The sequence below is a fragment of the Georgenia halophila genome, from assembly GCF_039541595.1.
The window spans coordinates 131,824-157,873 of record NZ_BAABGN010000006.1 but is presented as its reverse complement, the minus strand read 5'-3'; the positions used below and the strand labels follow the sequence as shown (position 1 = coordinate 157,873).

25 protein-coding genes and 1 pseudogene are annotated in these 26,050 nt (G+C 70.9%); 14 read left to right on the top strand and 12 right to left on the bottom strand.

The window, feature by feature from the left end; translation table 11 throughout:
* The first annotated feature begins 51 nt into the window (after positions 1-51).
* Positions 52-1,653, top strand: coding sequence for an NAD(P)/FAD-dependent oxidoreductase (locus ABD907_RS07925; RefSeq protein WP_345215703.1), 1,602 nt, complete (start codon positions 52-54; stop codon positions 1,651-1,653).
* 115 nt (positions 1,654-1,768) lie between these two features.
* Here the strand turns inward: ABD907_RS07925 and ABD907_RS07920 are convergent, their stop codons facing one another.
* Positions 1,769-2,620, bottom strand: coding sequence for an ABC transporter permease subunit (locus ABD907_RS07920; RefSeq protein WP_345215702.1), 852 nt, complete (start codon positions 2,618-2,620; stop codon positions 1,769-1,771).
* Positions 2,617-3,549 (bottom strand): ABC transporter ATP-binding protein, encoded by a 933-nt coding sequence (locus tag ABD907_RS07915; protein WP_345215701.1) that lies wholly within the window; start codon positions 3,547-3,549, stop codon positions 2,617-2,619. The genes ABD907_RS07920 and ABD907_RS07915 overlap by 4 nt, the downstream gene beginning before the upstream one ends.
* 288 nt (positions 3,550-3,837) lie before the next feature.
* Here ABD907_RS07915 and ABD907_RS07910 point away from each other — a divergent pair, with 288 nt between their 5' ends.
* Entirely contained in the window at positions 3,838-4,770 is a 933-nt protein-coding gene (locus ABD907_RS07910) for a Bax inhibitor-1/YccA family protein (protein ID WP_345215700.1), read from the top strand.
* Between the two features lie 200 nt (positions 4,771-4,970).
* Here ABD907_RS07910 and ABD907_RS07905 read toward each other — a convergent pair whose 3' ends face one another.
* Positions 4,971-5,372 (bottom strand): FKBP-type peptidyl-prolyl cis-trans isomerase, encoded by a 402-nt coding sequence (locus tag ABD907_RS07905; protein WP_345215699.1) that lies wholly within the window; start codon positions 5,370-5,372, stop codon positions 4,971-4,973.
* Between the two features lie 221 nt (positions 5,373-5,593).
* On the opposite strand from ABD907_RS07905, the gene ABD907_RS07900 reads away from it, so the two are divergent.
* Positions 5,594-6,052, top strand: a complete 459-nt coding sequence (locus ABD907_RS07900) for an SRPBCC family protein (RefSeq protein WP_345215698.1) — start codon at positions 5,594-5,596, stop codon at positions 6,050-6,052.
* 142 nt (positions 6,053-6,194) lie between these two features.
* On the opposite strand, the gene msrA is transcribed toward ABD907_RS07900, so the two are convergent.
* The gene (msrA, locus tag ABD907_RS07895; protein WP_345215697.1) at positions 6,195-6,896 is read right to left on the bottom strand and encodes a peptide-methionine (S)-S-oxide reductase MsrA; all 702 of its coding nucleotides are present in this window, start codon (positions 6,894-6,896) and stop codon (positions 6,195-6,197) included.
* Between the two features lie 216 nt (positions 6,897-7,112).
* Between msrA and ABD907_RS07890 the strand changes: the two genes are divergently transcribed.
* Both ABD907_RS07890 and ilvA read left to right on the top strand, forming a co-directional pair.
* Positions 7,113-8,510: an AI-2E family transporter gene (locus ABD907_RS07890; protein WP_345215696.1), complete on the top strand. Its 1,398-nt coding sequence runs from the start codon at positions 7,113-7,115 to the stop codon at positions 8,508-8,510.
* Entirely contained in the window at positions 8,507-9,718 is a 1,212-nt protein-coding gene (gene ilvA / locus ABD907_RS07885) for a threonine ammonia-lyase (RefSeq protein ID WP_345215695.1), read from the top strand. Before ABD907_RS07890 ends, ilvA begins: the two co-directional genes overlap by 4 nt.
* Positions 9,719-9,802: 84 nt before the next feature.
* On the opposite strand, the gene greA is transcribed toward ilvA, so the two are convergent.
* Both greA and ABD907_RS07875 read right to left on the bottom strand, forming a co-directional pair.
* A complete protein-coding gene (greA, locus tag ABD907_RS07880) occupies positions 9,803-10,291 on the bottom strand; it encodes a transcription elongation factor GreA (protein WP_345215694.1) in 489 nt (162 codons plus the stop codon).
* 137 nt (positions 10,292-10,428) lie between these two features.
* The gene (locus ABD907_RS07875; RefSeq protein ID WP_345215693.1) at positions 10,429-10,920 is read right to left on the bottom strand and encodes a DUF4307 domain-containing protein; all 492 of its coding nucleotides are present in this window, start codon (positions 10,918-10,920) and stop codon (positions 10,429-10,431) included.
* A gap of 141 nt (positions 10,921-11,061) precedes the next feature.
* Here ABD907_RS07875 and mca point away from each other — a divergent pair, with 141 nt between their 5' ends.
* Positions 11,062-11,937: a mycothiol conjugate amidase Mca gene (gene mca / locus ABD907_RS07870; RefSeq protein ID WP_486334060.1), complete on the top strand. Its 876-nt coding sequence runs from the start codon at positions 11,062-11,064 to the stop codon at positions 11,935-11,937.
* A complete protein-coding gene (locus tag ABD907_RS07865; RefSeq protein ID WP_345215691.1) occupies positions 11,934-12,281 on the top strand; it encodes a hypothetical protein in 348 nt (115 codons plus the stop codon). Before mca ends, ABD907_RS07865 begins: the two co-directional genes overlap by 4 nt.
* 389 nt (positions 12,282-12,670) lie before the next feature.
* Here ABD907_RS07865 and ABD907_RS07860 read toward each other — a convergent pair.
* A pseudogene (locus ABD907_RS07860) lies at positions 12,671-13,528 on the bottom strand (PPK2 family polyphosphate kinase); the annotation flags it as partial.
* A 61-nt stretch (positions 13,529-13,589) separates the two neighbouring features.
* Complete coding sequence (gene trhA / locus ABD907_RS07855) at positions 13,590-14,291, bottom strand: PAQR family membrane homeostasis protein TrhA (RefSeq protein WP_486334059.1); 702 nt, start codon at positions 14,289-14,291, stop codon at positions 13,590-13,592.
* A 210-nt stretch (positions 14,292-14,501) separates the two neighbouring features.
* Between trhA and ABD907_RS07850 the strand changes: the two genes are divergently transcribed.
* From ABD907_RS07850 to ABD907_RS07840, 3 genes are all read left to right on the top strand, one after another.
* A complete protein-coding gene (locus ABD907_RS07850; RefSeq protein WP_345215689.1) occupies positions 14,502-15,263 on the top strand; it encodes an isoprenyl transferase in 762 nt (253 codons plus the stop codon).
* A gap of 472 nt (positions 15,264-15,735) precedes the next feature.
* Positions 15,736-16,989, top strand: coding sequence for an RNA 5'-3' helicase PhoH2 (gene phoH2 / locus ABD907_RS07845; RefSeq protein ID WP_425555727.1), 1,254 nt, complete (start codon positions 15,736-15,738; stop codon positions 16,987-16,989).
* Between the two features lie 53 nt (positions 16,990-17,042).
* Positions 17,043-17,837, top strand: coding sequence for a sulfite exporter TauE/SafE family protein (locus ABD907_RS07840; protein ID WP_345215688.1), 795 nt, complete (start codon positions 17,043-17,045; stop codon positions 17,835-17,837).
* Positions 17,838-17,862: 25 nt separating this feature from the next.
* On the opposite strand, the gene ABD907_RS07835 is transcribed toward ABD907_RS07840, so the two are convergent.
* Entirely contained in the window at positions 17,863-18,558 is a 696-nt protein-coding gene (locus ABD907_RS07835) for a carbonic anhydrase (RefSeq protein ID WP_345215736.1), read from the bottom strand.
* 151 nt (positions 18,559-18,709) lie between these two features.
* On the opposite strand from ABD907_RS07835, the gene ABD907_RS07830 reads away from it, so the two are divergent.
* Genes ABD907_RS07830 through ABD907_RS07815 form a run of 4 tightly spaced genes read left to right on the top strand, consistent with a single transcriptional unit; the run spans position 18,710 to position 23,076 of the window.
* On the top strand, positions 18,710-19,966 hold the full coding sequence (locus ABD907_RS07830; RefSeq protein ID WP_345215687.1) for an extracellular solute-binding protein: 1,257 nt from the start codon (positions 18,710-18,712) through the stop codon (positions 19,964-19,966).
* On the top strand, positions 19,963-20,931 hold the full coding sequence (locus tag ABD907_RS07825; RefSeq protein WP_345215686.1) for a carbohydrate ABC transporter permease: 969 nt from the start codon (positions 19,963-19,965) through the stop codon (positions 20,929-20,931). Before ABD907_RS07830 ends, ABD907_RS07825 begins: the two co-directional genes overlap by 4 nt.
* Before the next feature lie 12 nt (positions 20,932-20,943).
* Positions 20,944-21,783: a carbohydrate ABC transporter permease gene (locus ABD907_RS07820; RefSeq protein ID WP_425555726.1), complete on the top strand. Its 840-nt coding sequence runs from the start codon at positions 20,944-20,946 to the stop codon at positions 21,781-21,783.
* A gap of 27 nt (positions 21,784-21,810) precedes the next feature.
* Positions 21,811-23,076, top strand: a complete 1,266-nt coding sequence (locus ABD907_RS07815) for an ABC transporter ATP-binding protein (protein WP_345215684.1) — start codon at positions 21,811-21,813, stop codon at positions 23,074-23,076.
* 84 nt (positions 23,077-23,160) lie between these two features.
* Here ABD907_RS07815 and ABD907_RS07810 read toward each other — a convergent pair whose 3' ends face one another.
* From ABD907_RS07810 to xseA, 3 genes are all read right to left on the bottom strand, one after another.
* Positions 23,161-24,294 (bottom strand): carbohydrate kinase family protein, encoded by a 1,134-nt coding sequence (locus ABD907_RS07810; RefSeq protein WP_345215683.1) that lies wholly within the window; start codon positions 24,292-24,294, stop codon positions 23,161-23,163.
* Positions 24,291-24,587, bottom strand: a complete 297-nt coding sequence (locus ABD907_RS07805) for an exodeoxyribonuclease VII small subunit (protein WP_425555724.1) — start codon at positions 24,585-24,587, stop codon at positions 24,291-24,293. Before ABD907_RS07805 ends, ABD907_RS07810 begins: the two co-directional genes overlap by 4 nt.
* Positions 24,588-24,793: 206 nt before the next feature.
* Positions 24,794-26,050, bottom strand: a complete 1,257-nt coding sequence (gene xseA, locus ABD907_RS07800; protein WP_345215682.1) for an exodeoxyribonuclease VII large subunit — start codon at positions 26,048-26,050, stop codon at positions 24,794-24,796.

The window sequence follows — 26,050 nt, the reverse complement described above, 5'->3', positions numbered from 1 at the left end:
AAACTTGGCTCTCAACATTCGACGTCGGGCGATCGCTCATACGATGACCCCATGGCTTCCACCGTGCGCGCACTTGCTGTCTCGGCCGCCCTGGCGGGCGCCGGCCTCCTCGCCGCGAAGGCCGCGCAGGCCCGACGCGAAGACGCCGTGCGGCCCGTCCTGTCCGTCGAGGGGCGCACACCGCGCATCCTCATCGCGGGCGGCGGCTACATCGGCCTGTACACGGCGCTGGCGCTGCGCAAACGCATCGGGCGGCAGGACGCGGAGATCGCCGTCGTCGATCCGCACCCGTACATGACCTACCAGCCGTTCCTGCCGGAGGCGGCGGCCGGCTCGATCGAGCCGCGCCACGTCGTCACCTCGCTGCGCCGCGAGCTGAGCGGTGCCACGGTGCTGACCGGCTCCATCGCCGAGATCCGGCACGGCGAGCAGACGGCCGTGATCGCCCCGAGCAACGGTGACGACTCGTACGAGGTCACCTACGACCACCTCGTCGTCGGCCTCGGCTCGGTCGCCCGCGCGCTGCCCATCCCCGGTCTCGCCGAGCACGCCATCGGCTTCAAGCACATCGAGGAGGCGACGGCGCTGCGCAACCAGGTCCTGGGCAAGCTCGCCGAGGCCGCCTCCACCTGGGACCCGGAGAAGCGCCGGCGGATGCTCACCTTCGTCTTCGTCGGCGGCGGCTTCGCCGGCATCGAGGCGCTCGGCGAGATCGAGGACATGGCGCGCACCGCCACCCGCGAGTACGACTCCATCGAGGCCTCCGACCTGCGGTTCGTCGTCGTCGAGGGCATGGGTCGGATCCTGCCGGAGGTCGGCGAGGAGCTCGGCGGCTACGCCATCGAGCAGCTGCGCGAGCGTGGCGTCGAGATCCACCTCAACACGTTCCTCAACTCCTGCGTCGACAACAAGATCGAGCTGTCCTCGGGCGAGACGTTCGAGGCGGACACGATCGTGTGGACCGCCGGCGTCAAGGCCAACCCCGTCCTCGACAACACGGACCTGCCGCTCGACGACCGGGGACGGGTGCGCACCAACACCAAGCTCCAGGTGGTCACCGCCGAGGGCGACGTCGTCAAGAACGCCTGGGCGGCCGGCGACTGCGCCGCCGTCCCGGACATCGCCGGCAACCCCACCCCGGACGGCACCTGCGCCCCGACGGCGCAGCACGCCGTGCGTCAGGGCCGGCACCTGGGCGCGAACCTCGTCCGGGCGCTGTCCGACGAGCCCCTCGAGGACTACTGCCACGAGAACATGGGAACCGTGGCCTCCCTCGGCCTGTACAAGGGCGTCGCCCAGATCATGGGCCACAAGTTCCGCGGCCCGCTGGCCTGGTTCATGCACCGCAGCTACCACGTCCTGGCGATGCCCTCGATGGAGCGCAGGGTCCGCATCCTCCTGGACTGGACCTCCGCACTGTTCTTCCACCGCGAGCTCGTGCCGCTCGGCGCGCTGCAGAACCCGCGCGCCGCGTGGGAGCGGGTCACCGGGCAGACGCCGCCGAAGGGCGGGCCGTCCGGGGCCGGGCAGTCCGGCGCGACCGGGTCGCCCCAGCCCGCCGAGCCGGAGCCCTCGAAGGACTCGGAGGACTCTCAGGCCTCGGCGAAGAGGGACTCGTCTTCGAAGAGCAGCACGGGAAGCACGCAGGGCTAGCAACGCGCCGGCTGTTGCTGACAGCACAGGAACGGCCCCGCACGCCAGGAGTCCGCCTGGCGTGCGGGGCCGTTGTCGTCGGTGCTGGCTGTCGCTGCCCGGTCGCGGTGCCGGCTCAGGCGTCCCGACGGCGGAGCACGACGGCCGCTGCTACCAGCGCCGCCACCGACCAGGCCGCGACGACGGCGACCCCGGTCCAGGGCTCGAGCCTGTCCCCGCCGGCGAACGTGCCACTGACCGACAAGAAGCCCGTGGCGGCGTTCGAGGGGAGGTACTTCATCGCGTCCTGGATCCAGTCGACGTTCACGAAGCCGAGGACGATGGGCAGCAGCATCAGGACGCCGAGCACGGTCGTGATCGTGCCGGCCGTGCTGCGCATCAACGTGCCGATACCGAGTGCGAAGAGCGCCGACGCGACGAAGAAGAACGCCATGCCACCGTAGACCTGCCAGGTGTCCGGGTCGTCCAGCGCCGGGACGAGGTCGTAGGACGAGAGCATCGGGATGGCCACGAGGTGCGCCCCGACGAGGCTGACGGCCGCGGTCACCGTGCTGAGCACGACGAGCGCGATGGTTTTCGCCACGAGCACCGGCAGCCGGCTCGGTACGGCGGCGAACGTCGAGCGGATCATGCCGGTCGAGTACTCGCCGGTGATGGCCAGCGCCCCGAGGACCGCGATCGTCACCATGCCGAACTGGTAGCCGGAGGTCACCAGCTCGGCGCCGTGGAGGTTCGCGACCATTCCCGCCATCTCGGGTGACTCGGTCATGAACTGCACGGACGAGGCCTGCAGCAGGCTGAAGAGTGTCATCACGACGACCGTGATGCCCAGCGTCCACCATGTGGACCGCAGCGAGGCGAGCTTGATCCACTCGCCCTTCATGACGCCGGCAAAGGTCAGCCGGGCGTCGACCGCCGTACCGGCTCCGCTGTGCCGGCCGGAGGTGACTGTGCTCGTTGCGCTCATCGGTTCGCCTCCTGGTCGCCGGTGGGCTCGGACCGGAACTCGACCTCGTCTTGGGTCAGGGTCATGTAGGCCTCCTCGAGGCTGCCCCGCTGGGGCGTGAGCTCGTGCAGGACGATGCCGCGGGCCGCCGCGGTCTCGCCGACCTGCTCCGCCGTGACGTCGTGGACGTCGAGCACACCGTCACCGCCCGGCGTGATCGTGGCGCCGCCGCTGCTGCGGAGCAGCTCGGCGAGCTCCGACGCCTGTGGCGAGCGGACCCGTACGGTGGTGCGGCTCACGGAGTCGATGACGTCCTGGACAGGTCCGGAGGTGATGATCCTGCCGCGGCCGATGACCAGCAGTCGGTCCGCCGTCAGCGCCATCTCGCTCATCAGGTGCGAGGACAGGAAGATCGTGCGGCCCTCGCCGGCCAGGTACTTCACGAGCTGGCGCACCCACTGCACGCCCTCCGGGTCGAGGCCGTTGACCGGCTCGTCGAGGATCAGGGTCTTCGGGTCGCCGAGCATGGCCGAAGCGATGCCGAGGCGCTGCCCCATGCCGAGGGAGAAGCCACCGACCCGCTTGCGGGCGACGCCGGACAGTCCGGTCATGTCGATGACCTCGTCGACCCGCTTGGCGGGGATGCCGTGGGTGGCGGCCATGGTCCGCAGGTGCGAGCGGGCGGTGCGGCCGCTGTGCACGGCCTTGGCGTCCAGCAGGACGCCGACCTCGTTGAGCGGGGAATGGTGGTTGGCGTACCGCTTGCCGTTGACGCTGACACTGCCTGCGGTCGGCCGGTCCAGGCCCACGATCATGCGCATGGTCGTGGACTTTCCGGCTCCGTTGGGGCCGAGGAAGCCGGTGACGGTGCCCGGCTCGACGGTGAAGCTGACGGCGTCGACGGCCGTCTTGGAGCCGTATCGCTTGGTGAGGTCTTGCGCCTCGATCATCTTCGCCTCTCCGGGTCGGTTGGTGCTGCGGGACCACCGTAGGCGCGGACCGCGGCGTGAGGAATCGGCCGAAGGGATGATTCTTCGGCGGCGCCGAGCCGCGTCTCCGTCCCCGGAGGGAGGCGCGGAGGGGGAGCTGGCCGGCGCTCGGAACTCTGCGCGGCGCCCTGGCGTTTCACCTGGGGAGAAGTATCCCCGGCGCAGGCCCCCGGGCCCGTATCATGGGGGACAAGACCAGCGACTTCCCCGGGTACCGCACGGACCCGTTCGCCGCGAGCAGGAGGCACAGTGAGCAACCCCGTCTTCGAGAGAAGTCCGATGTTCGGCGATCCGTCGAAGCGGACTCGCCGGGGCAACGCGCCCGGCGGTCAGCGTGGCGGGCAGGCCACCGCCTACGCCCCCCAGGGGCAGTACGGGTACAGCCAGCCATACGGCCAGACGCAGGCGCCCGGCATGACTCCCGAGCAGCAGTTCGAGAACATCGAGCGCGCCTACCAGGGGCCGCCCGCCGCTCCGGCCGACACCGGCCGGATGACCTACGACGACGTCATCATGAAGACCGGCATGGTCCTCGGCGTCATCGTGCTCGCCGCGGCGGCCAACTGGCTGCTCTTCGACGCGAACATGATCCTGACGTTCGGCGGCCTCATCGTCGGCCTCGTGCTCGGACTGGTGAACGCCTTCAAGCGCGAGCCCTCGCCGGCGCTGATCATGGCCTACGCCGCCGCCGAGGGTCTGTTCCTCGGCGGCATCTCGGCGATGTTCGAGAACTTCGGGCCGAACTACGAAGGCATCGCGCTGCAGGCCGTGATCGGCACCATGGTGACGTTCGCGGTCTCCTTGTTCCTGTTCAAGTCCGGCGCCGTCCGAGTGACGCCGAAGTTCACCAAGTGGCTGATGATCGCCGTCATCTCCTACGCGGCGTTCTCGCTCGTCAACCTGGTCGTCATGTGGACCGGGGTGTCGGACAACCCGTGGGGCATGCGAGGAGCCGAGCTCCCGATCTTCGGCGGCATCCCGCTCGGCGTGGTCCTCGGCATCTTCGCCATCGGGCTCGCCGCCCTGGTCCTCATCATGGACTTCGACGCCATCAAGCGTGGCGTCGAGGGTGGTGCCCCGGCGCGCTACGCCTGGTCCGCGGCGTTCGGCCTCGCCGTGACGCTGGTGTGGCTCTACATCGAGTTCCTGCGCCTGCTGGCGATCCTGCGCGGCGGCGAGTAACCCGCGGAGAACCACAACCGTCAGGACCGCGAACGCAGACGACGGCGGCGCTCACCCGAGCGGCCGCCGTCGTCCTGTCTGAGTCGGCGCCGAGAGCGGCAAGTTGACTGGCCAGCCGCCGAGAGCGGCAAGTTGCACCAATAGCAGCTGTTTGAACAGCCGCTTTCGGTTCTATCGGCTGCCCTCGGCGGGGGGAGTGCCTACTCCACGCCGACCACGTCGACGACGAACACCAGGGTGTCGGTGCCCTTGATGCCGGCCTGCGGCACACCGCGCGGGCCGTAGCCGTGCTCCGGCGGAACCGAGAGCAGGACCCGGGAGCCGATCTGCTGACCCGTGAGTCCCTCGTCGAAGCCGCCGATGACCTGGCCCGTCCCGACGGGGAAGTTCAGCGTGTCGCCGCGGTCGTAGGAGTTGTCGAAGACCTGGCCGCCCCAGGTCTGGCCGAGGTAGTTGACGACGATGGTGTCGCCGGCCTGGACCGTGTCGCCGGAGCCCTGCTCGAGCACCTTGACCTGAAGGTCTTCGGGGGCGGCGGTGTCGGGGAAGGTCAGCTCCGGCTTGTCGCCGAAGCCGCCGGTCGCGGTGGGGAGCTGGGACATGGGTTCCTCTCGTTCGTGGGCAGCCGGCGCGGTGGCGGACGGGCGTACCAGCCTATGCGGTGGCCGGCCCTCCGTCCTCGGTCACGCGCAGCCGCCGGCCCGATGACCGTGCGGCCGGGAGCGCCATCGAGGCTCTGGCCACGCCCGTTGGACGTGCGAGCCGTAGGCCCGCGTGCTTGTGTGGGGAACGACCACAAGGTCCTACACGGGAGGTAGCCCACATGAGCCAGGTGAGCGAGTCCATCGACGTCAACGTGCCGATCCGCGCCGCGTACGACCAGTGGACTCAGTTCGAGTCCTTTCCGGAGTTCATGGAGGGCGTGGACTCGGTCTCGCAGGTCGACGACGTGCACAACCACTGGAAGGTCAGCACCGGGGGAGTGTCGCGCGAGTTCGACACGAAGATCACCGAGCAGCACCCGGAGGAGCGCATCGCCTGGACGACGGTCAGCGGTGAGGTCCAGCAGTCCGGCGTCGTGACGTTCCACAAGCTCGACGCGAGCTCGACCCGGGTCACCATCCAGATGGACTGGGAGCCCCAGGGCGTCGTGGAGAAGGCCGGGGACGCGGTGGGCGTCGACGAGCGCCGGGTCAAGGGCGATGCCCAGCGGTTCAAGGAGTTCATCGAGTCGCGTGGCGTCGAGACCGGCGCATGGCGCGGTGACGTCCCGCGCGAGTGATCCCGCGGCCGTCGTGAATCGGCCGCCCGCACAGCAAGAGCCCCGGCCCCTCGTGGGGAGCCGGGGCTCTGGGGGGTGGAGGCTAGCACCCCCCTACGGCTCAGCTTCGCCGCGCGTAGCCACGGGTCGCGCGCCCCGCCACCTAGTCCTGAGGCGGCGCGACGTCGATCTGTGCCGGCGCCTGATCCTGCGTCGGGACCAGCCCGACCGGGCACGTCAGACCGTTGGGGCCGTGGTTGCAGTATCCGCCCGGGTTCTTCTGTAGGTACTGCTGGTGGTAGTCCTCCGCGTAGTAGAACTCGCCGGACCACGGCAGCAGCTCGGTGGCGATGGTGCCGTGCCCGTGCTCGGTGAGCACCTCCTGGAACGCGTCGCGGGTGGAGCGCGCTGCCGCCTCCTGGCTCGGCGTCGTCCAGTAGATCCCGGACCGGTACTGGGTGCCGATGTCGTTGCCCTGGCGGTTCGCCGTCGTCGGGTCGTGGTTCTCCCAGAACGCCTTGAGGAGCAGCTCGGGGGAGGTCTGCTCGGGGTCGTAGACCACCTGCACCCCCTCGGTGTGGCCGGTCTGGCCGGTGCACACCTGCTCGTACGTGGGGAACGTGGTGAATCCACCGACGTAGCCGGCGGCCGTGGAGATCACGCCCGGCTGACGCCAGAAGATGCGCTCGGCCCCCCAGAAGCAGCCCATCGCGACGTACATGACCTCGGACCCCTCCGGCCACGGGCCCTGCAGCGGGGTGCCGAGGACCTCGTGCGTCTCGGGCACCGGGTAGGCGCTGACACCCCGACCGGGCAGTGCCTCCTCGGCCGTCACCATCGTGGTCTTGCGCTCCAGGCCGAACATGGCTCCTCCTCGGTTCACTACGCCTCGATCCACATACCTCAACAGCGTGGACGGGGGTGGATGTTCCACGCGCGGCTCCTGGCCGTCCACCTGGTCGTACACCGGGGCGTCGCTGCTCGCGGTCCCGGCGCAGGCCGTACGCTGTGCGGGGACCTGAAGGTTGCACGGCCGATCGCCGGGTCCATGACAGATCGTCGTCACAGGTGGCAGGGGTAGATGAGCGAGAGCAGCGGAAAGCGCGGCGGCCTGCTGGGCCGCGCACGCAAGCCCACCGCGTCTCCTGCCAGGCCGCCGACGTCGACGGGCTCGCTCCCCGCGGCCAACTCGTCTGTCGTCAACGGCGTGCCTCGGACGCTGGTCATCGCGGCCGGTTGGTCCTGGCGCATGCTGCTCGTCGCGGCCGCCCTCGCGCTGTTGATCTACCTGATCATCACGTTCAAGACGATCGTCGCGTCGGTCTTCATCGCGCTGCTGGTCGCCGTGCTCCTCGAGCCCGTGGCCGGCTGGCTCCGGCGCGTGCTCCACTTCCCGAGGACGCTCGCGGCGGGTGTGTCGATCCTGTTGCTGCTCGCTCTGGTGGCCGGACTCATCACTCTCGCCGCCGATTCGATCATCGATGGGTTCGCGGACCTGGCCGACCGCGTCGGCGCGGCCTTCCAGGAAGGCATCAACTGGCTCGCCAGCGGACCGCTCGGTGCCGATGAGGCCCAGGTCCGTCAGTGGCTCGACCAGGGCATGGAGCAGGTCCGGTCGAACTCCGACACGCTGGTCAGCGGTGTCATGGGCGCGACGAGCTCGGTGGCGTCCGTCGTCACCGGCGCCATCCTGATGGTGTTCTCCCTGTTCTTCTTCCTCAAGGACGGCAGGAAGATCTGGCACTGGTTCGTCCGGCTCGTGCCCGTCGGGGCCCGCGACAAGGTGAACGAGGCCGGGATCCGCGGCTGGACGACGCTCGGCGGGTACACCCGCACGCAGATCCTGGTCGCGTTCGTCGATGCCGTCGGGATCGCCACCGGAGCGGCCATTCTGGGCGTCCCGTTGGCGATCCCGATCGGCATCCTGGTCTTTCTCTTCTCCTTCATCCCGATCATCGGTGCGGTGCTCTCGGGCATCGTGGCGGTCGCCGTCGCGCTGGTCGACCAGGGGCTGGTGACGGCGCTGATCATGCTCGGCATCGTGCTGCTCGTGCAGCAGCTCGAGGGCAACGTGCTGCAGCCGTGGCTGCAGGGCAACGCGCTCGCGCTGCACCCGCTCGCGATCGTGCTGGCCGTGACCGCCGGGACCGGTATCGCCGGCCTGCTCGGTGCGCTGTTCGCGGTCCCCGTCGTCGCGACGATCAACACGGTGCTGCTCTACCTCTACGGCCACGACAAGTATCCGCGGCTCGCCGACGACCCGGATCGCTCCGGCGGTCCGCCGGGGTCCTACGTGCGTTCGGAGACCGTGCCGCCGCGTGGTGACGGGCCGGCTGAGGGATCCGGGCGTGCGGAGCCGGACGACGTGCCCGCCGGCACGGTGGCCGCCCCGATCGGGACAGGTGGTGACACCAGCACCCGGCAGCGCCGGGACGGCGGAGGTGGCGGCTCGAACGCACGGGGCGGCACGCGACGGTGACGCACGGCTTCGACCAAGCGACCTTCCGGGACGCTGCGGCGACGATCGACGGCGTCGTGCACCGCACCCCGGTCGAGCATTCCCCCGCCCTGGCCGAGCGGGTCGGCGCACCCGTCATGTTCAAGGCGGAGAACCTCCAGCACACCGGTTCGTTCAAGCTGCGCGGCGCCTACGTTCGTATGAGCAGGTTGGACGACGACGAGAAGGTACGTGGCGTCGTCGCCGCGTCTGCCGGCAACCACGCCCAGGGCGTCGCACTGGCCGCGAAGCTGCTGGGTATCTCCGCGCGCATCGTCATGCCGACCGACGCCGCGCTGCCCAAGGTCGAGGCCACCCGCCGGTACGGCGCCGAGATCGTCCTCGCCGGTGACGACGTCCACGCCGCGCTCGCCGCCGCCCGTGCCGAGGCCGAGTCGAGCGGGCGCGTCCTCATCCATCCCTACGACCATCCGGACATCGTCGCCGGCCAGGGCACGATCGGCCTGGAGATCCTCGAGCAGGTCCCGGACGTGCGGACCGTCGTGGTGCCCACCGGCGGCGGCGGGCTGATCGCCGGTGTCGCCGCCGCCCTGCACAGCGTCGATCCGACGATCGAGGTGGTCGGCGTGCAGGCCTCCGGAGCGGCGGCCTATCCGGGCTCGCTCGCTGCCGGGCACCCCGTGCTGCTGTCGGAGCCGAGCACGATGGCGGACGGTATCGCCGTCGGCCTGCCGGGTGACGTGCCGTTCCCGCTCGTTGCCGAGCACGTGCGCGAGGTCCGCACGGTCAGCGAGGACCTGCTCTCCCGAGCGGTGCTCCACATGGTCGAGCGCTCCAAGCTGGTGGTGGAGCCCTCCGGCGCGGCGGGGGTGGCCGCGGTGCTGGCCGACCCGAGCGCCTTCGCCGGGCCCGTGGTGGTGGTGCTGACCGGCGGAAACGTGGACCCGTTGGTGCTGCTGCGCATCATCCGGCACGGTATGGCGGCCGTCGGGCGGTACCTCCAGACGCACGTGATGGTCAAGGACGCACCGGGCACGCTCGCCCGCCTGCTGGCCGAGCTGGCGGAGGTCGAGGCGAACGTGCTCGACGTCTCGCACTCGCGCACGTCGGCGGGGCTGGCGGTCGATGAGGTCGACATCTCGGTCGAGCTGGAGACCAAGGGCCCCGAGCACTGCCAAGCCGTGCTGGCCAGGCTTCGCGAACGCGGGTACCGGGTGCAGGGGCCCTGAACCGAACGACGAAGGCAGCCGCAGATCGTTCTGCGGCTGCCCTCGTTCGTGGCCGTGGAGCCTCGGGCCGGTAGGTGGGAGAGGTCAGCCCTTGAAGGGCTTGACGTCCTTGATCTTGACGTCGATCTGCGCGCCGCTCGGCGTCTCGTAGGTGGCCGTGTCGCCGGTCTTCTTGCCCACCAGCGCGGAGCCGAGGGGGGAGGACTCCGAGTACACGTCGATCTCGAGGTCCGGCGCGCCCTCGCGCGAGCCGAGCAGGAACGTCCGGTCCTTGCCGGCGATGGTGCAGGTGACGACCATGCCGGACTCGACGACGCCGTCGTCCGGCGGCGCCTCACCGACGTGGGCGTTACGCAGCAGCTCGGTCAGGTGGTAGATCCGCGCCTCCTGCTTGGCCTGCTCCTCGCGAGCAGCGTGGTAGCCGCCGTTCTCCTTCAGGTCCCCCTCCTGGCGCGCGGCGTCGATCCGTTCCGCGATGTCCTGGCGCCCGGGGCCCGTCAGGTGCTCGAGCTCCGACTTGAGTCGGTTGTACGCTTCCTGGGTGAGCCAGGTGGTCGTGCTGGCCTGTGTCACGGCTCCTCCTCCACATACGTTCGATGCCCCGGCCAGCACATGTGCGGCCGAGGCATGAGACCTGATGACGCCCGGCTCCACGCGACCTGTGCGCTGATCCCGGGCGGTGTAAAACGTCGAGTCTATCAGCGGGGTGCTCAACCTGCGTCGATGATGGTGCACTCCTCGACGCCGCCCGTGGTGGCGAGCTCGGTCGTGGTCACGTCGACCTCGTGCGCGGTCCGCTGCTGCGCGACCGGCCCGATCTCCACCTCCCGGAAGCCGACCTGCGTGAAGGTCTCGTTCAGGGCGACGACGGAGCAGCGGACGGTCGTCCCGGGGTCCGTCCGTACGGAGAACCGCACGGTGGTGCGGGTCGCGTCCTGGACCGTGAAGCCGAGGGAATCGGTCATCACGGACGGGCGGCCGAGGTTGGACGCCTGGACGCCGATGCCGCCCCCGACGAGGAGGACGGCGACGACCGCCGCGACGACGATGCCTCGCCGGCCCGTCCGTGTCCGGCCGTACCGGGCCGCCATGATCGCGGGATCCCCGCTCGCGCCGCGGCTCGCCGCACCGCCGGTGGCGTCCGCGCTGCCGGCGCCCGGCTCGGGACCGCGGCGTCCCGGGGCGCCTGCCGGGTGGGTCACGGAGCGGCTCCTCGAGGTCGGGGATGAAACGGCGTGGCAACCATCCACGCGGATGCGAGACCATTGTGTCCTGGATTCGATCGACGCTGCTGCGCGACCGACGAGGTGGAGGACAAAGTGACCGACGAGGCGTTGCGGCTGATGGCCGTCCACGCACATCCCGATGACGAGTCGAGCAAGGGTGCGGGCATGATGGCGCGCTACGCCTCTGAGGGGCACCGGGTCCAGGTGGTGACCTGCACGGGCGGCGAGCGGGGCGACATCCTCAACCCCAAGCTTGCCGACGACCCGGAGATCCTGCGGGACATGCCGGGGTACCGCCGTCGGGAGATGGCCGCCGCGGCCGCCGCGCTGGGGATCGAGCACGTGTGGCTCGGGTTCGTGGACTCCGGCCTGCCCCAGGGCGACCCGCTCCCGCCGCTGCCCGAGGGCTCCTTCGCGGCCGAGCCGATGGAGGTCACCGTCGGTGCCCTCGTGCGCCAGGTGCGCACGTTCAAGCCGCACGTGATGACCTGCTACGACGAGAACGGCGGGTACCCGCACCCGGACCACATCCGCTCCCACCGGATCGCCGTCGCCGCGTACGAGGCCGCCGCGGACCCGGAGGCGTACCCGGAGGCCGGCGAGCCGTGGGCGGTGCAGAAGCTCTACTACGACGTGTCGTTCTCCGTCGACCGGATCATGGCGCTCCACGAGGCGATGCTGGGACGAGAGCTCGTCTCACCGTTCGCCGAGTGGATCGAGCGGCGCGGCGACTGGCCGCAGCGCAACCCGACGGCGCGGATCGTCTGCTCGGACTACTTCCCGCAGCGGGACGACGCGCTGCGGGCCCACGCGACGCAGATCGACCCTGACGGCTTCTTCTTCCAGATCCCGCGCGACCTCGAGGCTCAGGTGTGGCCGTTCGAGCAGTTCGAGCTGGCGAAGGCGCGGGTGCCCGTGGCGGACGGGATGGAGGACGACCTCTTCGCCGGCGTCGTGCCGGAAGGGCTCGCCCTCGACGAGGCCGCCCCATGATCCTGGCCGTGCTCCTGGCCGAGTCGCCCTCGCCCAGCCCCGAGCCGAGCGAGCTCCAGGCGTGGGAGGCCAGCCCCGGGCTCATGGGCTTCGTCTTCGGGTTCTTCCTGCTGGCCCTCGCGGTGATCCCGCTGTTCCGCTCGATGGTCAAGCACATGCGCCGCGTCGAGCACAACGCCGAGGTCCGGCGCCTCGAGGAGGAAGCGGCCGCCGAGGAGCAGGAGCAGGCGGACGGCGGCGAGACGTCGGACGGCGGGTGGGACGGCGAGAAGCCGGACGACGGCGAACCCAGCCCGGGCGGCGCCGGTCACCGCGAGCAGACGGGCTCGTCACCGGGGGCGTGAACCTGACCTCGGGACCGGGGTCGAGAATGTCGCGCCTGGCTACCCGGGTCGACCTACGCCGGCCGCGTCCCCACGGCCGAGTGCCCCCGGCTCCGGCGAGCTATCCGAGCTGGCTCCAGCGGGACGGAGGGTCAGGACTTCTTCTTCCCCTTCTTGTCCTTGTCCTTGTTGTTGTGCTTCTTGTGCTTCTTCTCGGCCGGCGCCTGCTTCGACCTCCGTGACGTGGCGGGCTCGTCCATGTGGTCGTCCGCCGCGGACTCCTCGGCTCGTACGGGTCCGTCGTCGTCGACCTCGTTGACGGTGGCCGCGTAGGCCTCCTCCTCCACCTGGAACTGCGCCGCCTTCTTCCGGGCCTTCTCGGCCGCCTCGGCGAGCGACTCCTCGCTCATCGTCTCCGCCAGCCGGCGCTTCTGAGTCGCCACCCGCCACCGCGGCCGCGGCCACCCGAGGCCGAGGTCGATCAGGGCCTGAGTGAGCAGCTCGGTGACCACCAGGCGCGTGTACCACTTCCGGTCGGCCGGGATCACGTGCCAGGGCGCCGCGTCGGTGTGCGTGTTCGCGAAGACGTCGGCGTAGGCGGCCTGGTAGTCGTCCCACCTCAGGCGGGTGTCGACGTCGCCCGGGTCGAACTTCCAGTGCTTCTCCGGGCGGTCGAGCCGTTCCATCAGGCGCAGGCCCTGCTCCTCGTAGGAGGGCATGAGCGCCACCTTGATGATCGTCGTGCCGGCCGCGGCGACCCGCTCCTCGAACCTGTTGATCTCCCGGTATCGCTTCTTCCAGACCTCCTCGTCGATCTCTCCCTGCACGCGCGGGACCAGCACGTCCTCGTAGTGCGAGCGGTCGAAGACGCCGATCATCCCCGGCTTCGGCAGGGCCCGGCGAACGCGCCACAGGTAGTGGTGGCGGCGCTCCTGGGCCGTCGGGACACCGAAGGCCCGCAGCGCCACGCCCTGCGGGTCGACCATCCCGATGACGTGGCGGACGACGCCGCCCTTGCCCGCGGTGTCGAGCCCCTGGATCACCAGCAGCACGGAGCGGTCCCCGCCCGTGCGGCCGTGGGCGAACAACCGCTCCTGGAGCTCCGAGAGCAGCGGTGCGCGGTCGGCGAGGAACGCCTTCGAATCCTTCTTGCCGCCGGACCACCCGGGTGCGTCGCCGCGGTCCATGTCGGCGAGGTCGAAACCGCCGCCCGGCCGCAGCAGCTCGGCCGGTGGTGTTGTCCAGAGATCGGTGCGGTCGTGCGCCATGCCTGCCCCTCGCGTGGAACGTGTCGCGCCGGAGCGCCTGGTGGACGAGCCTATCGACCGCTCAGGCGTGGTAGGACGCGACGGAGACTGCCGTGAAGTGGCAGGCCCAGCCGACGACGGTCCCGACGTGGAAGATCTCGTGGAAGCCGAACCGGCGCGGGCTGGGGTTCGGCCGCCTCATCCCGTATGCCAGCGCGCCCAACGTGTAGGCGAGCCCACCGAGCAGGATCAAGGACACGACGAGCGGACCACCGGTGCGCCAGAACGTCGGCAGAAACCAGAACGAGACCCAGCCCAGCGCCATGTAGATCGGCACGTACAGCCAGCGCGGCGCGTCGAGCCAGAGCAGGCGACCGGCGATCCCGAGCAGGGCGCCGGACCAGGCGATGACCAGCAGCAGCGTCGCCGTCGAGCTGTCCAGGAGCAGCACCGCCAGCGGCGTGTACGTACCGGCGATGAGCAGGAAGATGTTCGAGTGGTCCGCGCGGCGCAGGATGCCGTACCAGCGCGCGGACCAGGTCCCGCGGTGGTAGACGGCGGACGTGCCGAACAGCACGACGGCGGAGAGTGCGAATACCGCCGTGCTGATCCGGGCCTCCCGGGTGGGGGAGAGGGCCACAAGGGCCAGCCCGGCCACGAGCGCCAGCGGCGTGGTGCCCAGGTGGATCCAGCCGCGCATGGCCGGCTTCAGGCCACCCGTGAACGTCCTGGGGTCGCGGGTTTCGTCGTCGTCGCTGTGCATGGCGCTCACTGTGGTGGTCATGGGCTCTCCGCTCGAACGGCACGGACCTGCCCGTGGCTGGGTGCCCGTCGCGGGCACGCTACCTACGCTAACGTAGGTAGCACCGGTCACGAATCCCTCACACAAGCCTGACGTGCACGGCTGTAACCTCGCCACAGCGAGGGCCGCTGCGCCCGCGCAGCCGTGGCGGCGCGGGGTCGCCACACGCCGTGAAGGGAGCGATCAGGCGGCATGCGAGAGCCCGACCTGCTGTACAAGCTGTACGAGCGACGGTTGCTCGCTGCACTTGATTCTCGTCGGATTCCCCGCCACGTCGGCGTCATGCTGGACGGAAACCGCCGCTGGGCACGCGCCGTCGGCATGCCGGCCGCGCACGGTCACCGTCGGGGCGCCGACAAGATCACCGAGCTGCTCGAGTGGTCCGCGGAGGTCGGCGTCGAGGTCGTCACCCTGTGGATGCTATCCACCGACAACCTCAAGCGAGACCCCGACGAGGTCAGCGACCTCCTCGACATCATCGCGACCGCCGTCGAGACGGTCGCGGCGGACGGTCAGTGGCGCCTGAAGCACGTGGGCTCCTTCGAGCTGCTGCCCCAGGGGGTCGCGGACCGCCTCCGGGCCGCGGAGAGGCGCACGCAGGAGGCGTCCGGCATGCAGGTCAACGTCGCGATCGGCTACGGCGGACGCGACGAGATCGCCGACGCCGTGCGCTCGCTCCTGCGGGAGCGCGCCAGGGCGGACGAGTCGCTCGAGTCGGTCGCGGCCGGCCTGACCGTCGCCGACATCGCCGACCACCTCTACACCAAGGGTCAGCCCGATCCGGACCTGGTCATCCGCACCTCGGGCGAGCAGCGCATCGGCGGGTTCCTGCTGTGGCAGTCGGTGCACAGCGAGTACTACTTCTGCGAGGCCTACTGGCCCGACTTCCGACGCGTGGACTTCCTGCGCGCGCTGCGTGACTACGCCCAGCGAGAGCGTCGCCTCGGGCGCTGACCACGCCGTGTCCGGTGTGACTGGAGGGCCGAGTGTGAACGTTGGGTTTCCGGTGAGCGTGCATCGTGCGCCGAGCCCACCGTGTCGGGCGTGTCGCGGGCGGATGACGCTCACGCGGTCGTAGCGTCACCTGTGACGGACGGCACACCGGTCGTCCTCCGGGAGGTCAGCCCATGCAGCAGCCCGCTGCGGACGGGAGGGGCCGCCGGTCCCTCCAGGGCCGGACCACCGCCCCAACCACCGTGCCCGGGCAGCCGCACGTCACGTGCGGCCAGCAGGCGCAGCTGAGTCGGCGCCACGCGCGCCGGAGGGAGCCCTCGTGAGCATCGACCCCATCGTCAGCGCACCCCAGAACCTCGACGTACCCCCCCGTACGGACGTCGCCGAGGACTTCGGCGTCGCCGAGCCCACGGGTACCGCGCTGCGGACCTATGTGCTGGACACCTCCGTGCTCCTGTCGGATCCGCGGGCGATGCTCCGATTCGCGGAGCACGACGTCGTCCTGCCGGTGGTCGTCATCACCGAGCTGGAGGCGAAGCGTCACCACAGCGAGCTGGGCTACTTCGCCCGCAGCGCGCTCCGGCTCCTGGACGAGCTGCGCGTCCGCAACGGCAAGCTCGACCAGCCGGTATCGGTCGGTGACGACGGCGGTACCGTCCGTGTCGAGCTGAACCACTCCAGCGACCAGGTGCTGCCCTCGGGGCTTCGTCTGGGTGACAACGACACCCGCATCCTCGCCGTCGCCGCGAACCTGGCCGCCGAGGGCCACGACGTCACCGTGGTCTCCAAGGACCTGCCCATGCGGGTCAAGGCCTCCGCCGTCGGTCTGCATGCCGAGGAGTACCGCGCCCAGCAGGTCGTCGACTCCGGCTACACCGGCATGACGACGGGAGAGCTCACCGACTCCGAGATGAGTGGGCTGTGGGACGCCGGCAGGCTCACGATCGGCGATCTGGCGACGCCGGAGAAGCTCGAGGACGCTCCCCTGAACACCGGGACCGTCCTGCACTCCCCGGGAGGCTCGGCCCTCGGACGCGTTGCCGCGAACGGCACGCTCAAGCTCATCAAGGGAGATCGCGAGGTCTTCGGCCTCCGCGGGCGCAGCGCCGAGCAGCGCATCGCCCTCGACCACCTCACCAACCCCGACATCGGCATCGTCTCGCTGGGCGGCAGCGCCGGAACCGGCAAGTCGGCGATGGCGCTGTGCGCCGGCCTGGAGGCGGTCATGGAGCGTCGCGAGCACCGCAAGGTGATCGTGTTCCGGCCGCTGTACGCCGTCGGCGGGCAGGAGCTCGGGTACCTGCCCGGCGACCAGAACGAGAAGATGAACCCGTGGACCGAGGCCGTCTACGACACCCTCGGTGCGCTGGTGGCTCCGGAGGTGCTCGACGAGGTCATGAGCCGCGGCATGCTCGAGGTGCTGCCGCTGACCCACATCCGTGGCCGATCCCTGCACGACGCCTGGGTCATCGTCGACGAGGGGCAGTCGCTCGAGCGCAACGTGCTGCTGACCGTGCTGTCCCGGATCGGTCAGAACTCCAAGGTGGTTCTCACCCACGACATCGCCCAGCGCGACAACCTGCGGGTGGGCCGCCACGACGGTGTCGCCGCCGTGGTGGAGGCGCTCAAGGGCAAGGACCTCTTCGCGCACGTGACGCTCACCCGGTCCGAGCGATCGGCGATCTCGGCGCTGGTGACGCACATGCTGGAGGGCATCGAGATCTGACCGCGTCCTGACACGTCCGGCCGCCCCGGCGGCGAGGATGGGAGGCTCGGGCCGTGCCCGAGCTCGCCGGCCCCACGTGGGCGCTCCTCACCGTCGGGGCGTTGCTTGTGGGGCTCGCCAAGACGGCGCTCCCGGGCGGCGGGACGCTCGCCGTCGCCCTGTTCGCCGCCGCCCTGCCGGCGCGGGCCTCGACCGGCGCGCTGCTGGTCCTGCTGATCGTCGGCGACCTCTTCGCGGTCTGGATCTACCGCGCGCACGCCGACCTCGCCATGCTGCGTCGGCTCGCCCCACCGGTGATCGTCGGCGTGCTCGCCGGCACGGCGTTCCTGGCGGTCGCCGACAACGAGGGCGTGCGCCGCACGATCGGCATCGTGCTGCTGTCACTCATCGCGCTCAACCTGGTCCAGCGCTGGCGCCGGAGTCGTCGTGACCGCGTGGGTGCGACGGACGGCACGGCACCGGCCGACCCGGCGCACGGCACCGGCAAGGGCCGCCGGAGAGCCCTCACGCTCGGCTACGGGACGCTCGGCGGCTTCACCACGATGGTGGCCAACGCCGCCGGGCCGGTGATGTCGCTGTACTTCCTGACCGCCAGCACGTCCGTCAACCGGTTCCTCGGCACCGCAGCGTGGTTCTTCTTCGCGGTGAACCTCGCGAAGACGCCGTTCTCGATCTCCCTCGGACTGATCGACACCGCGACGCTGCGGCTGGACCTGTTCCTCGTGCCGGCCGTCGTCGTCGGTGCGCTGACCGGGCGGGTGATCGCACGCCGCCTGGACTTCCGGCTCTTCGACAAGCTCGTCATGGGACTGACCGTCGTCTCGGCGAGCTACCTCGTCGTCGCCTGAGTCGCGGAGGGTGGCTCGTCGAGCGTCAGCGGTCCGCCGGGTCGCCCAGCTCTCCGAGGTGGTCGACGAGGTGGGCCGTGCCGTCCGCGAGGGCATACTCCACGCCGACGACGGCGCACCGGCCGGCCGCCACCCCATCGGCGAGGACGGAGGAGTAGTCACGAAGCATCTGCACCGTCGCGCGGACGTGATTGCGTCGCAGCGTGTCGTCGTCGGGCAGGGTCAGCCGGCGCCCGCTGCGGTCCTCGGTAGCGGCCGCCTCGGGAGCCTCCGGCCGCAGCTCGGCGTGGGTGAGCAGCGACGGGATGACCCGGTCGACGACGGTGCGCACGAACCCGGACGGCATCCGGCCGGTCAGCAGGGCGTCCGCGGCCGCGGTGACGGCCCCGCAGCGGTCGTGGCCGAGGACCACGACAAGGGGAGCCCCGAGGATGTCGACGCCGTACTCCACCGAGCCGATGACCGAGGAGTCGAGCACGTGCCCGGCGGTCCGCACGACGAACAGGTCGCCGAGACCCTGGTCGAAGATGATCTCGGCCGCCGCCCGCGAGTCCGAGCACCCGAGGATGACGGCCCACGGGTGCTGCTGCCCGGCGACGGCGGCGCGCCGGTCGGCGCTCTGGGACGGGTGCTCCATCGCGTCGGCGACGAACCGGGCGTTGCCCTCCCGGAGTCGCTGCCACGCCTGGGTCGGGGTAGGGCCGGTGCTCGTGCTGGTCAGATCCACGGCTCCATCTTGGCACCGGCTCGCCTCCACCGTCTGCGGTGCCCGCCGAACGGACGGCCCGCGCACGAGCGGATGCGAAGTGCGGCGAACGGGTGTTTCCTTGAGCCGCCCGCTCCTCGCGGGCGGGCTGGACGAAGGAGGGCCCGTGCGACGTCGGATGGTGGCGACCGTGCTCGCGCTGGCCGTGGGGGCGAGCCTGGCGTCCTGCGCGCAGGACTCGGGCCCGCCCGTGCTCACGTGGTACATCAACCCCGACGCCGGCGGGCAGGCCGAGCTGGCACGTCGGTGCTCCGAGGAAGCCGACGGCGAGTACCGCATCGAGACGTCCCTGCTGCCGCGGGACGCCGCGTCCCAGCGCGAGCAGCTGGCGCGCCGGCTGGCGGCCGGCGACTCCTCGATCGACATCATGAGCCTCGACCCGCCCTACATCCCCGAGCTGGCCGAGCCGGGCTTCCTCGCTCCGGTCCCGGAGGACCTGCAGAGCACCGAAGGAGTCGTGCAGGGTGCGGTCGACAGCGCCACGTGGGACGACGAGCTCGTCGCCGTCCCGTTCTGGGCGAACACTCAGCTGCTCTGGTACCGCAAGTCGGTGGCCGAGGCCGCCGGGCTGGACATGACCGGGACGGTGACGTGGGAGCAGATCATGTCGGCGGCCGCGGAGCAGGACAAGGACCTCGGTGTTCAGGGCACCAAGGCGGAGTCCCTGACCGTGTGGATCAACGCGCTCGTCGCCTCCGCCGGCGGCGACATCATCGAGAATCCGGAGGCGCCCGCCGCCGAGATCCGGCTCGGGCTGGACAGCGACGCGGGCCGTGCCGCTGCGCAGATCATCGGCACCATCGGCGACGAGGGGCTCGGCGGGCCGGGCCTGCCCACCGCCAACGAGAACGCCTCGATGAACCTGTTCCAGGGCGAGCGCGGATCCTTCATGGTCAACTGGCCGTTCGTCTGGGCGGCCATCGGCGAGGCCGACCCCGACCTGCGTCAGGACATCGGGTGGGCCAGCTACCCTCGGGTCGACGAGGGCACCGAGGCGGCACCGCCGGTCGGTGGCATCAACCTCGGCGTCGGCGCGTTCGGCGAGCACCCCGACCTCGCCTACGACGCGATCTCCTGCATCGTCCGGCCCGAGCACCAGGCCTGGTACTTCGTCACCAACGGCAACCCGCCGTCGGCGGAGCAGGCCTACGACAACGCGGAGGTCCAGGAGCTCTACCCGATGGCCGACACCATCCGGGACTCGCTGGAGCAGGCCGTGCCGCGGCCGAAGACGCCGCGGTACAACGAGGTCTCGCTGGGGCTGCAAGAGACCTGGCACCCGCCGCGCGCCGTCAACCAGGACACCCCGGCCGAGGCGGAGCGGCTGATCACCGCAGTCCTGCGAGGGGAGAGTCTGCTGTGAGCACGACAACGGCACCACGTCCCGGCCGCGGCGGGCACGTCGCTGCTCGGCGGTCCGGCTCGCGCGGATCCGCCCGCACACGTTCCGAGCAACGCCTCGGCTGGATGCTCGCCGGACCGGCATTCGTGATCATGCTGGCCGTCACCCTGTACCCGATCCTGCAGGCGGTCTACGACTCGCTGTTCAACTACCGCCTCACCGCTCCGGGCGAGCGTGAGCTGGTCGGCCTGGGCAACTACGCCGTCGTGCTGTCCGACCCGGTCTTCTGGCAGTCGCTCGGGGTGACCGCGTTCATCACCGTGGTGACCGTCGTCGTCGAGCTCATCCTCGGGTTCGGCCTCGCCATGGTCATGCACCGCGCCATCACCAAGCTGCGGGGCCTGCTGCGCACCGCGATCCTCGTGCCCTACGGGATCATCACGGTCGTCTCGGCGTTCGCCTGGTTCTACGCCTTCGACATCAACTCCGGCGGCTACGTCAACAACTGGTTCAGCTGGCTGCCGGGCATCACCGAGAACCTGAACTGGTTCGCCTCCCAGGGCACCTCGTTGTTCGTCATCATCGCCTCCGAGGTGTGGAAGACGACGCCGTTCATCTCGTTGCTGCTGCTCTCCGGCCTGGCGCAGGTGCCGGGCGACCTCGAGGAGGCCGCGCGGGTCGACGGCGCCACGCCCTGGCAGGTGCTGCGCAAGGTGATCCTGCCGAACATGAAGGCGGCCATCATGGTGGCCGTCCTCTTCCGCGCGCTCGAGGCGTTCCGGATCTTCGACAACGTCTTCATCATGACGAACGGGGCCAACAACACCGAGGTGCTGTCCTTGCTGGCCTACGACGTCTCGATCAGCCGACTCGAGATCGGCCTGGGCTCGACGGTCTCCGTGCTCCTGTTCGCCTGCGTGCTGATCATCAGCTTCGTCGCGATCAAGGGTTTCAAGGTCGATCTGGCCAGCACGAGGGGAGACTGAGCGATGCGCGGGATGACCGGCAAGCAGAAGCTGGCCTGGGCGGCCATCACCGTCGTCGTGCTGGTGTGGTCGCTGCTGCCCGTGGCCTCGATCCTCATGACGTCCTTCAAAACCCAGGCGGGCCTCTTCGCGGGTACGTTCCTGCCGCCCGAGTGGACGTGGGAGAACTACGCGTCGATCCTCGCCCCGGGCGGCAGCGCCCAGGACCTGTTCCTGCCCGCGCTGCGCAACTCGATCGGGATCACCCTGATCGCGACCGTCATCGCCGTGGTGCTGTCCACCTTCGCCGCCTACGCGATCGCCCGCCTGGACTTCTCCGGCAAGAAGCTGATCCTGACCACTGCGCTCGCGGTGTCCGTATTCCCGGTGATCTCGATCGTCACGCCGCTGTTCAACCTGTGGCGGCTGATCGGCCTGTACGACACCTGGCTCGGCCTGATCATCCCGTACCTGTCGCTGACGCTCCCGATCTCGATCTGGACGCTGGCCGCGTTCTTCCGGCAGATCCCGTGGGAGCTCGAGCAGGCGGCCCAGGTCGACGGCGCCACCACCTGGCAGGCGTTCCGCAAGGCGGTCGTGCCGCTCGCCGCGCCGGGCGTCTTCACCACGGCGATCATCGCGTTCTTCATCGCCTGGAACGACTTCGTCTACGGCATCTCGCTGACCTCGACGACGGCGGCACGTCCGGTCCCGGCCGCGCTCGCCTTCTTCACCGGCGCATCCCAGTTCGAGCAGCCGACGGGCGCCATCTCCGCCGCAGCCGTCGTCGTCACGATCCCCGTGGTCGTCGTCGTGATGCTCTTCCAACGCCGGATCGTCTCCGGCCTGACCCAGGGCGCCGTCAAGGGCTGACCCGCTTTCGCACGACAGGAGGCCCCCATGGCGTCGATCACGCTGGACAACATCGTCAAGACCTACCCGGACGGGTACACGGCCGTGAAGGGTGTCGACCTGGACATCGCGGACGGTGAGTTCGTCATCCTCGTCGGGCCGTCCGGCTGCGGGAAGTCCACCATCCTGCGCATGATCGTCGGCCTCGAGGACATCAGCGACGGCGACCTGCGCATCGGCGAGGAGGTCGTCAACGACAAGGCGCCGCGCGACCGCGACCTGGCGATGGTGTTCCAGAACTACGCCCTCTACCCGCACCTGACGGTCTACGAGAACATCGCCTTCCCGCTGCGGCTGCAGCGCGGCGCCTTCTCGGAGGAGGAGATCGACGCGAAGGTGCGCAGGGCCTCGCGGCTGCTCGAGCTGGACGACCACCTGGAGCGCAAGCCCGCGAACCTCTCCGGCGGCCAGCGCCAGCGCGTCGCGATGGGGCGGGCGATCGTGCGCGAGGCCCAGGCCTTCCTGTTCGACGAGCCCCTGTCCAACCTCGACGCGAAGCTCCGCGGCCAGATGCGCACCGAGATCGCCCGGCTGCAGCGTGCGCTCGCGACGACCACCGTGTACGTCACCCACGACCAGACGGAGGCGATGACCCTGGGGGACCGGGTGGCAGTCCTGCGCCGGGGCGAGCTGCAGCAGGTGGCCAGCCCGCGCGGCCTCTACGACCAGCCGGTCAACCTGTTCGTGGCCGGGTTCATCGGCTCGCCGCCGATGAACTTCGTGCCCGGCGAGGTCCGCGGCGACGTGCTCGCCCTGCCCATGGTGGACGTACCGCTCGACGACCGGCTGCGGGCCGCCGTCGGCGACCGGGACCTCGTCATCGTCGGCATCCGCCCGGACGCCTTCGCCGAGACCGGGACGGGCGGCGAGCGCGAGGTGCGCTTCGACGCCGACGTCGACGTCACCGAGTGGATGGGCGAGGTGCTCTACGCCTACGTCCCGTTCCAGACCCACCAGGCCGTCAAGGAGCAGCTCGACGAGCTCGACCGCGAGCTCGACGGGGAGGGCATGCGCACCCAGATCGTCATCGCGCTCGACGCCCTGTCCCCGGTGCGCGAGGGGGAGGTGGCCGAGCTGTCGTTCGAGCGGTCGTCGCTGTACGTCTTCGACCCGGCCACCGGCGAGAACCTCACCCACGACGCCGAGCGGGCGGCGCGGCTCGACGAAGACGCGCGCGAGCAGCGCCGCCGGGCCATGGAGCGCGCCCGCAAGCGGGCCGAGCGGGAGGAGGCGCCGGCCACCGCCGAGAGCTGAGGACTCGCGTGCCGCTCACCCGCCTCGGTGACAGGGTCGTCGCCGCGGTGAGACGTCGTTTCCGCGCGGCGCCGGCGGGGTTCTTCAGTCGAGCGTCAGCTCGGCCCGGTTCGGAGGGTTGGCTCCCGCGCGGGCGACCGTGATCGCGGCGACGTGCGCGGCGTGGTCGAGCACCCGCCGCAGGACGGGCTCGTCGGCGGCCGCGAGGGCGATCCGGCGGCTGGCGCCCAGCAGCTTCGCCGACCAGAGTCCGTCCAGCAGGGCCGACATGTACGAGTCGCCTGCGCCCACGGTGTCGGCGACCTCGACGGGCCGGGGCGGTGCCACGAGCTCGAGACCCTGGGCGGTGCGCGCCCAGGAGCCCTCGGCGCCGCGCGTCACGCACACGAGCGCGGGCCCGTCGTCCGCCCATCGCCGTGCCGTGGCGAGCGGGTCCTCGTCCGGGTAGAGCCAAGCGAGGTCCTCGTCGGAGACCTTCACGACGTCCGCTCGCGCCACGAGGCGCTCGACCGCGCCGCAGGTCCTCGGGTGGTCGGTCATGATGTGCGGCCGGATGTTGGGGTCGTAGGTGATCGTCGCGCCACCGCGGTGCCGGTCGACCATCTCCGTGACCGCCTCGGCTCCCGGCTCGAGAACGGCGGCGATCGATCCGGTGTGCACCACCAGCGGCGTGCGGTCCGGCTCCTGAACCGGTGGTGACCAGTCGAGGTCGAAAACGTACGTGGCGGCGCCGGAGGCGTCGAGGTTGGCGCGAGCGGTCGAGGTGCGCGGTGCGCGGGAGCTCGCGGCGGAGAGCCGGATGTTCTCGCGCTCGAGGTGGCCGCGCAGCGTGGCGCCGTGTGCGTCCGTGCCGAACCAGGTCACGAGCTCGACGTCGCGGCCGAGGCGGGCGAGACCGAGCGCCACGTTGGCGGGGGAGCCGCCCGGGTGCTCGACCGGGTCCTCGCCGGCGCGTTCGACGATGTCGATGAGCGCCTCTCCGATGACCAGTGCGGAGTCGGGGTCCGGCCCGTCGTCGTGCCCGTACGCGGGTGTCGTGAGTGGCTTGGGCCCCTCGTCGAGCTCTGGATCGTGCTCCGGGCGCACCGGGTCGTGAACCGCGGGGGCCTTCTCGGACCGCTCGACCGGCTCGCCGCTGCCGCCCGGTGCCTGGCCGGCCTCCATGGGGGGCTCCGCCCCGTCGGGCGGCGTCGGGCCTTCCGGCGTCATGTTGCTCATCGGGCGTCGTCCTCCTCCGGGTCCAGGGCGGCGGCGGCATCGTCGAGGGCGGCCTCGCGGGCCGTGCCGGAACGGTGGTCCTCGGCGCTGCCGGTCTTCTCCGCGCGGGCGGTGTCGAGCCGCGAGCGAGCCCCGTCCAGCCACGTCTGGCAGCGCGTGGCGAGCGCCTCGCCGCGCTCCCACAGGGCGAGCGCGTCTTCGAGGGACGTGGAGCCGGCCTCCAGCCGTCGCACCACCTCGATCAGCTCGTCACGTGCCTGCTCGTAGCTGAGGTCTGCCACGTCGGCTCTCACGTCTGGGCTCACGTCTGGGCTCACGTCTGGGCTCACGTCTGGGCTCACGTCTGGGCTCACGTCTGGGCTCACGCTCACAGTGTTCCATCCGCTCCACCTGTGCTCACCACCCATCCACTCACCAACACGCCCGCGAGACGTCACGTCCGTGTGCAGCCGGCCTCTTCCGTGCGCAGTCGGCCCCTAGGGAAGGTGCGACGCCGGGCTCAGCCGTCCGGGTCGCCCTGGACCTCGACGACCAGTCGCCCCTCGGCGAGCAGCGCCTCTAGCTGGTCCCCGGGCTCCACGTCACCGGCCGTGCGGATCACGTCGCCGTCGTGCGACCGCAGCACGGAGTAGCCGCGCGCGAGCGTAGCGGCGGGGGAGAGCGCCCGGAGCCGGCCGCGGAGGGCATCGAGGTCGCCGGCGGCGCGCTCCAGCCGCCACGAGAAGGTTCGGGTCGCGGCCAGCCGTGCGGCCGCGACGTCCTCCTCACGACGGGAGACGACGGCGTACGGGTCCGCCAGCACCGGCCGGGAGCGCAGCGCCGCGAGCGTCTCCTCCTCGCGCCGCAGTCGTGCTCGAACGGCCTGTCGGATGCGGTCGCGCGACTGCGCGAGCCCGCGCCGCTGCTCGGCGACGTCGGGCACGATGCGCCGGGCCGCGTCGGTCGGGGTGGAGGCTCGGTAGTCCGCGACGAGGTCGAACAGGGGCGTGTCGGTCTCGTGACCGATCGCGGAGACCAGCGGGGTGCGGCACGCTGCCACCGCCCGCACGAGGCTCTCGTTCGAGAACGGCAGAAGGTCCTCGACGCCGCCGCCACCGCGGGCGACGACGATGACCTCGACCGCGGGATCGGCGTCGAGCTCGGACACGGCGGCGCTGACCTCTTCGACGGCGCGCGCTCCCTGGACGGCGACCTCACGGGTCTCGAACTGCAGCCCCGGCCAGCGTGCCCGGGCGTTGACGACGACGTCGTGCTCCGCCTTGGACTCGCGCCCGCACACCAGGCCCACGGTGCCCGGCAGGAACGGCAGGGGAACCTTGCGGTCGGCGTCGAAGAGCCCCTCGGCGGCAAGGACCCGCTTGAGGTGCTCGATCCGGGCCAACAGCTCGCCCACACCCACCGCGCGCAGCTCGTTGGCCTCCAGCTGCAGGCTCCCGCGCTTGGGCCAGAACGTCGGCTTGGCGTGCACGACGACGTGCGCGCCGTCGTCGAGCGGCGCGGTCACCGCGGCGAGGACGCGGGGGTGGACGGTCACCGACAGCGACATGTCGGCGGCGGTGTCCCGCAGGGTGAGGAACGCCAGGCCGGCGCCGGGGCGGCGGTTGAGCTGGACGACCTGGCCCTCGACCCATACCGGCGGCATCCGGTCGATGTACTGGCTCATCTTCGACGACAGCAGTCGCAGCGGCCACGGGTTCTCCGCCGTCGTGTCCAGGGCGCGCTCGGCCAGGCGCCGAGGCTGAGGGGTCTCCGCCAC

Coding starts and splice junctions, on each gene's coding strand:
- ABD907_RS07925 (WP_345215703.1), top strand. CDS start 52: ATGGCTTCCACCGTGCGCGCACTTGCTGTCTCGGCCGCCCTGGCGGGC.
- ABD907_RS07920 (WP_345215702.1), bottom strand. CDS start 2,620: ATGAGCGCAACGAGCACAGTCACCTCCGGCCGGCACAGCGGAGCCGGT.
- ABD907_RS07915 (WP_345215701.1), bottom strand. CDS start 3,549: ATGATCGAGGCGCAAGACCTCACCAAGCGATACGGCTCCAAGACGGCC.
- ABD907_RS07905 (WP_345215699.1), bottom strand. CDS start 5,372: ATGTCCCAGCTCCCCACCGCGACCGGCGGCTTCGGCGACAAGCCGGAG.
- ABD907_RS07900 (WP_345215698.1), top strand. CDS start 5,594: ATGAGCCAGGTGAGCGAGTCCATCGACGTCAACGTGCCGATCCGCGCC.
- msrA (WP_345215697.1), bottom strand. CDS start 6,896: ATGTTCGGCCTGGAGCGCAAGACCACGATGGTGACGGCCGAGGAGGCA.
- ABD907_RS07890 (WP_345215696.1), top strand. CDS start 7,113: ATGAGCGAGAGCAGCGGAAAGCGCGGCGGCCTGCTGGGCCGCGCACGC.
- mca (WP_486334060.1), top strand. CDS start 11,062: ATGGCCGTCCACGCACATCCCGATGACGAGTCGAGCAAGGGTGCGGGC.
- ABD907_RS07865 (WP_345215691.1), top strand. CDS start 11,934: ATGATCCTGGCCGTGCTCCTGGCCGAGTCGCCCTCGCCCAGCCCCGAG.
- trhA (WP_486334059.1), bottom strand. CDS start 14,291: ATGACCACCACAGTGAGCGCCATGCACAGCGACGACGACGAAACCCGC.
- ABD907_RS07850 (WP_345215689.1), top strand. CDS start 14,502: ATGCGAGAGCCCGACCTGCTGTACAAGCTGTACGAGCGACGGTTGCTC.
- phoH2 (WP_425555727.1), top strand. CDS start 15,736: ATGCTCCGATTCGCGGAGCACGACGTCGTCCTGCCGGTGGTCGTCATC.
- ABD907_RS07820 (WP_425555726.1), top strand. CDS start 20,944: ATGACCGGCAAGCAGAAGCTGGCCTGGGCGGCCATCACCGTCGTCGTG.
- ABD907_RS07815 (WP_345215684.1), top strand. CDS start 21,811: ATGGCGTCGATCACGCTGGACAACATCGTCAAGACCTACCCGGACGGG.
- ABD907_RS07810 (WP_345215683.1), bottom strand. CDS start 24,294: ATGAGCAACATGACGCCGGAAGGCCCGACGCCGCCCGACGGGGCGGAG.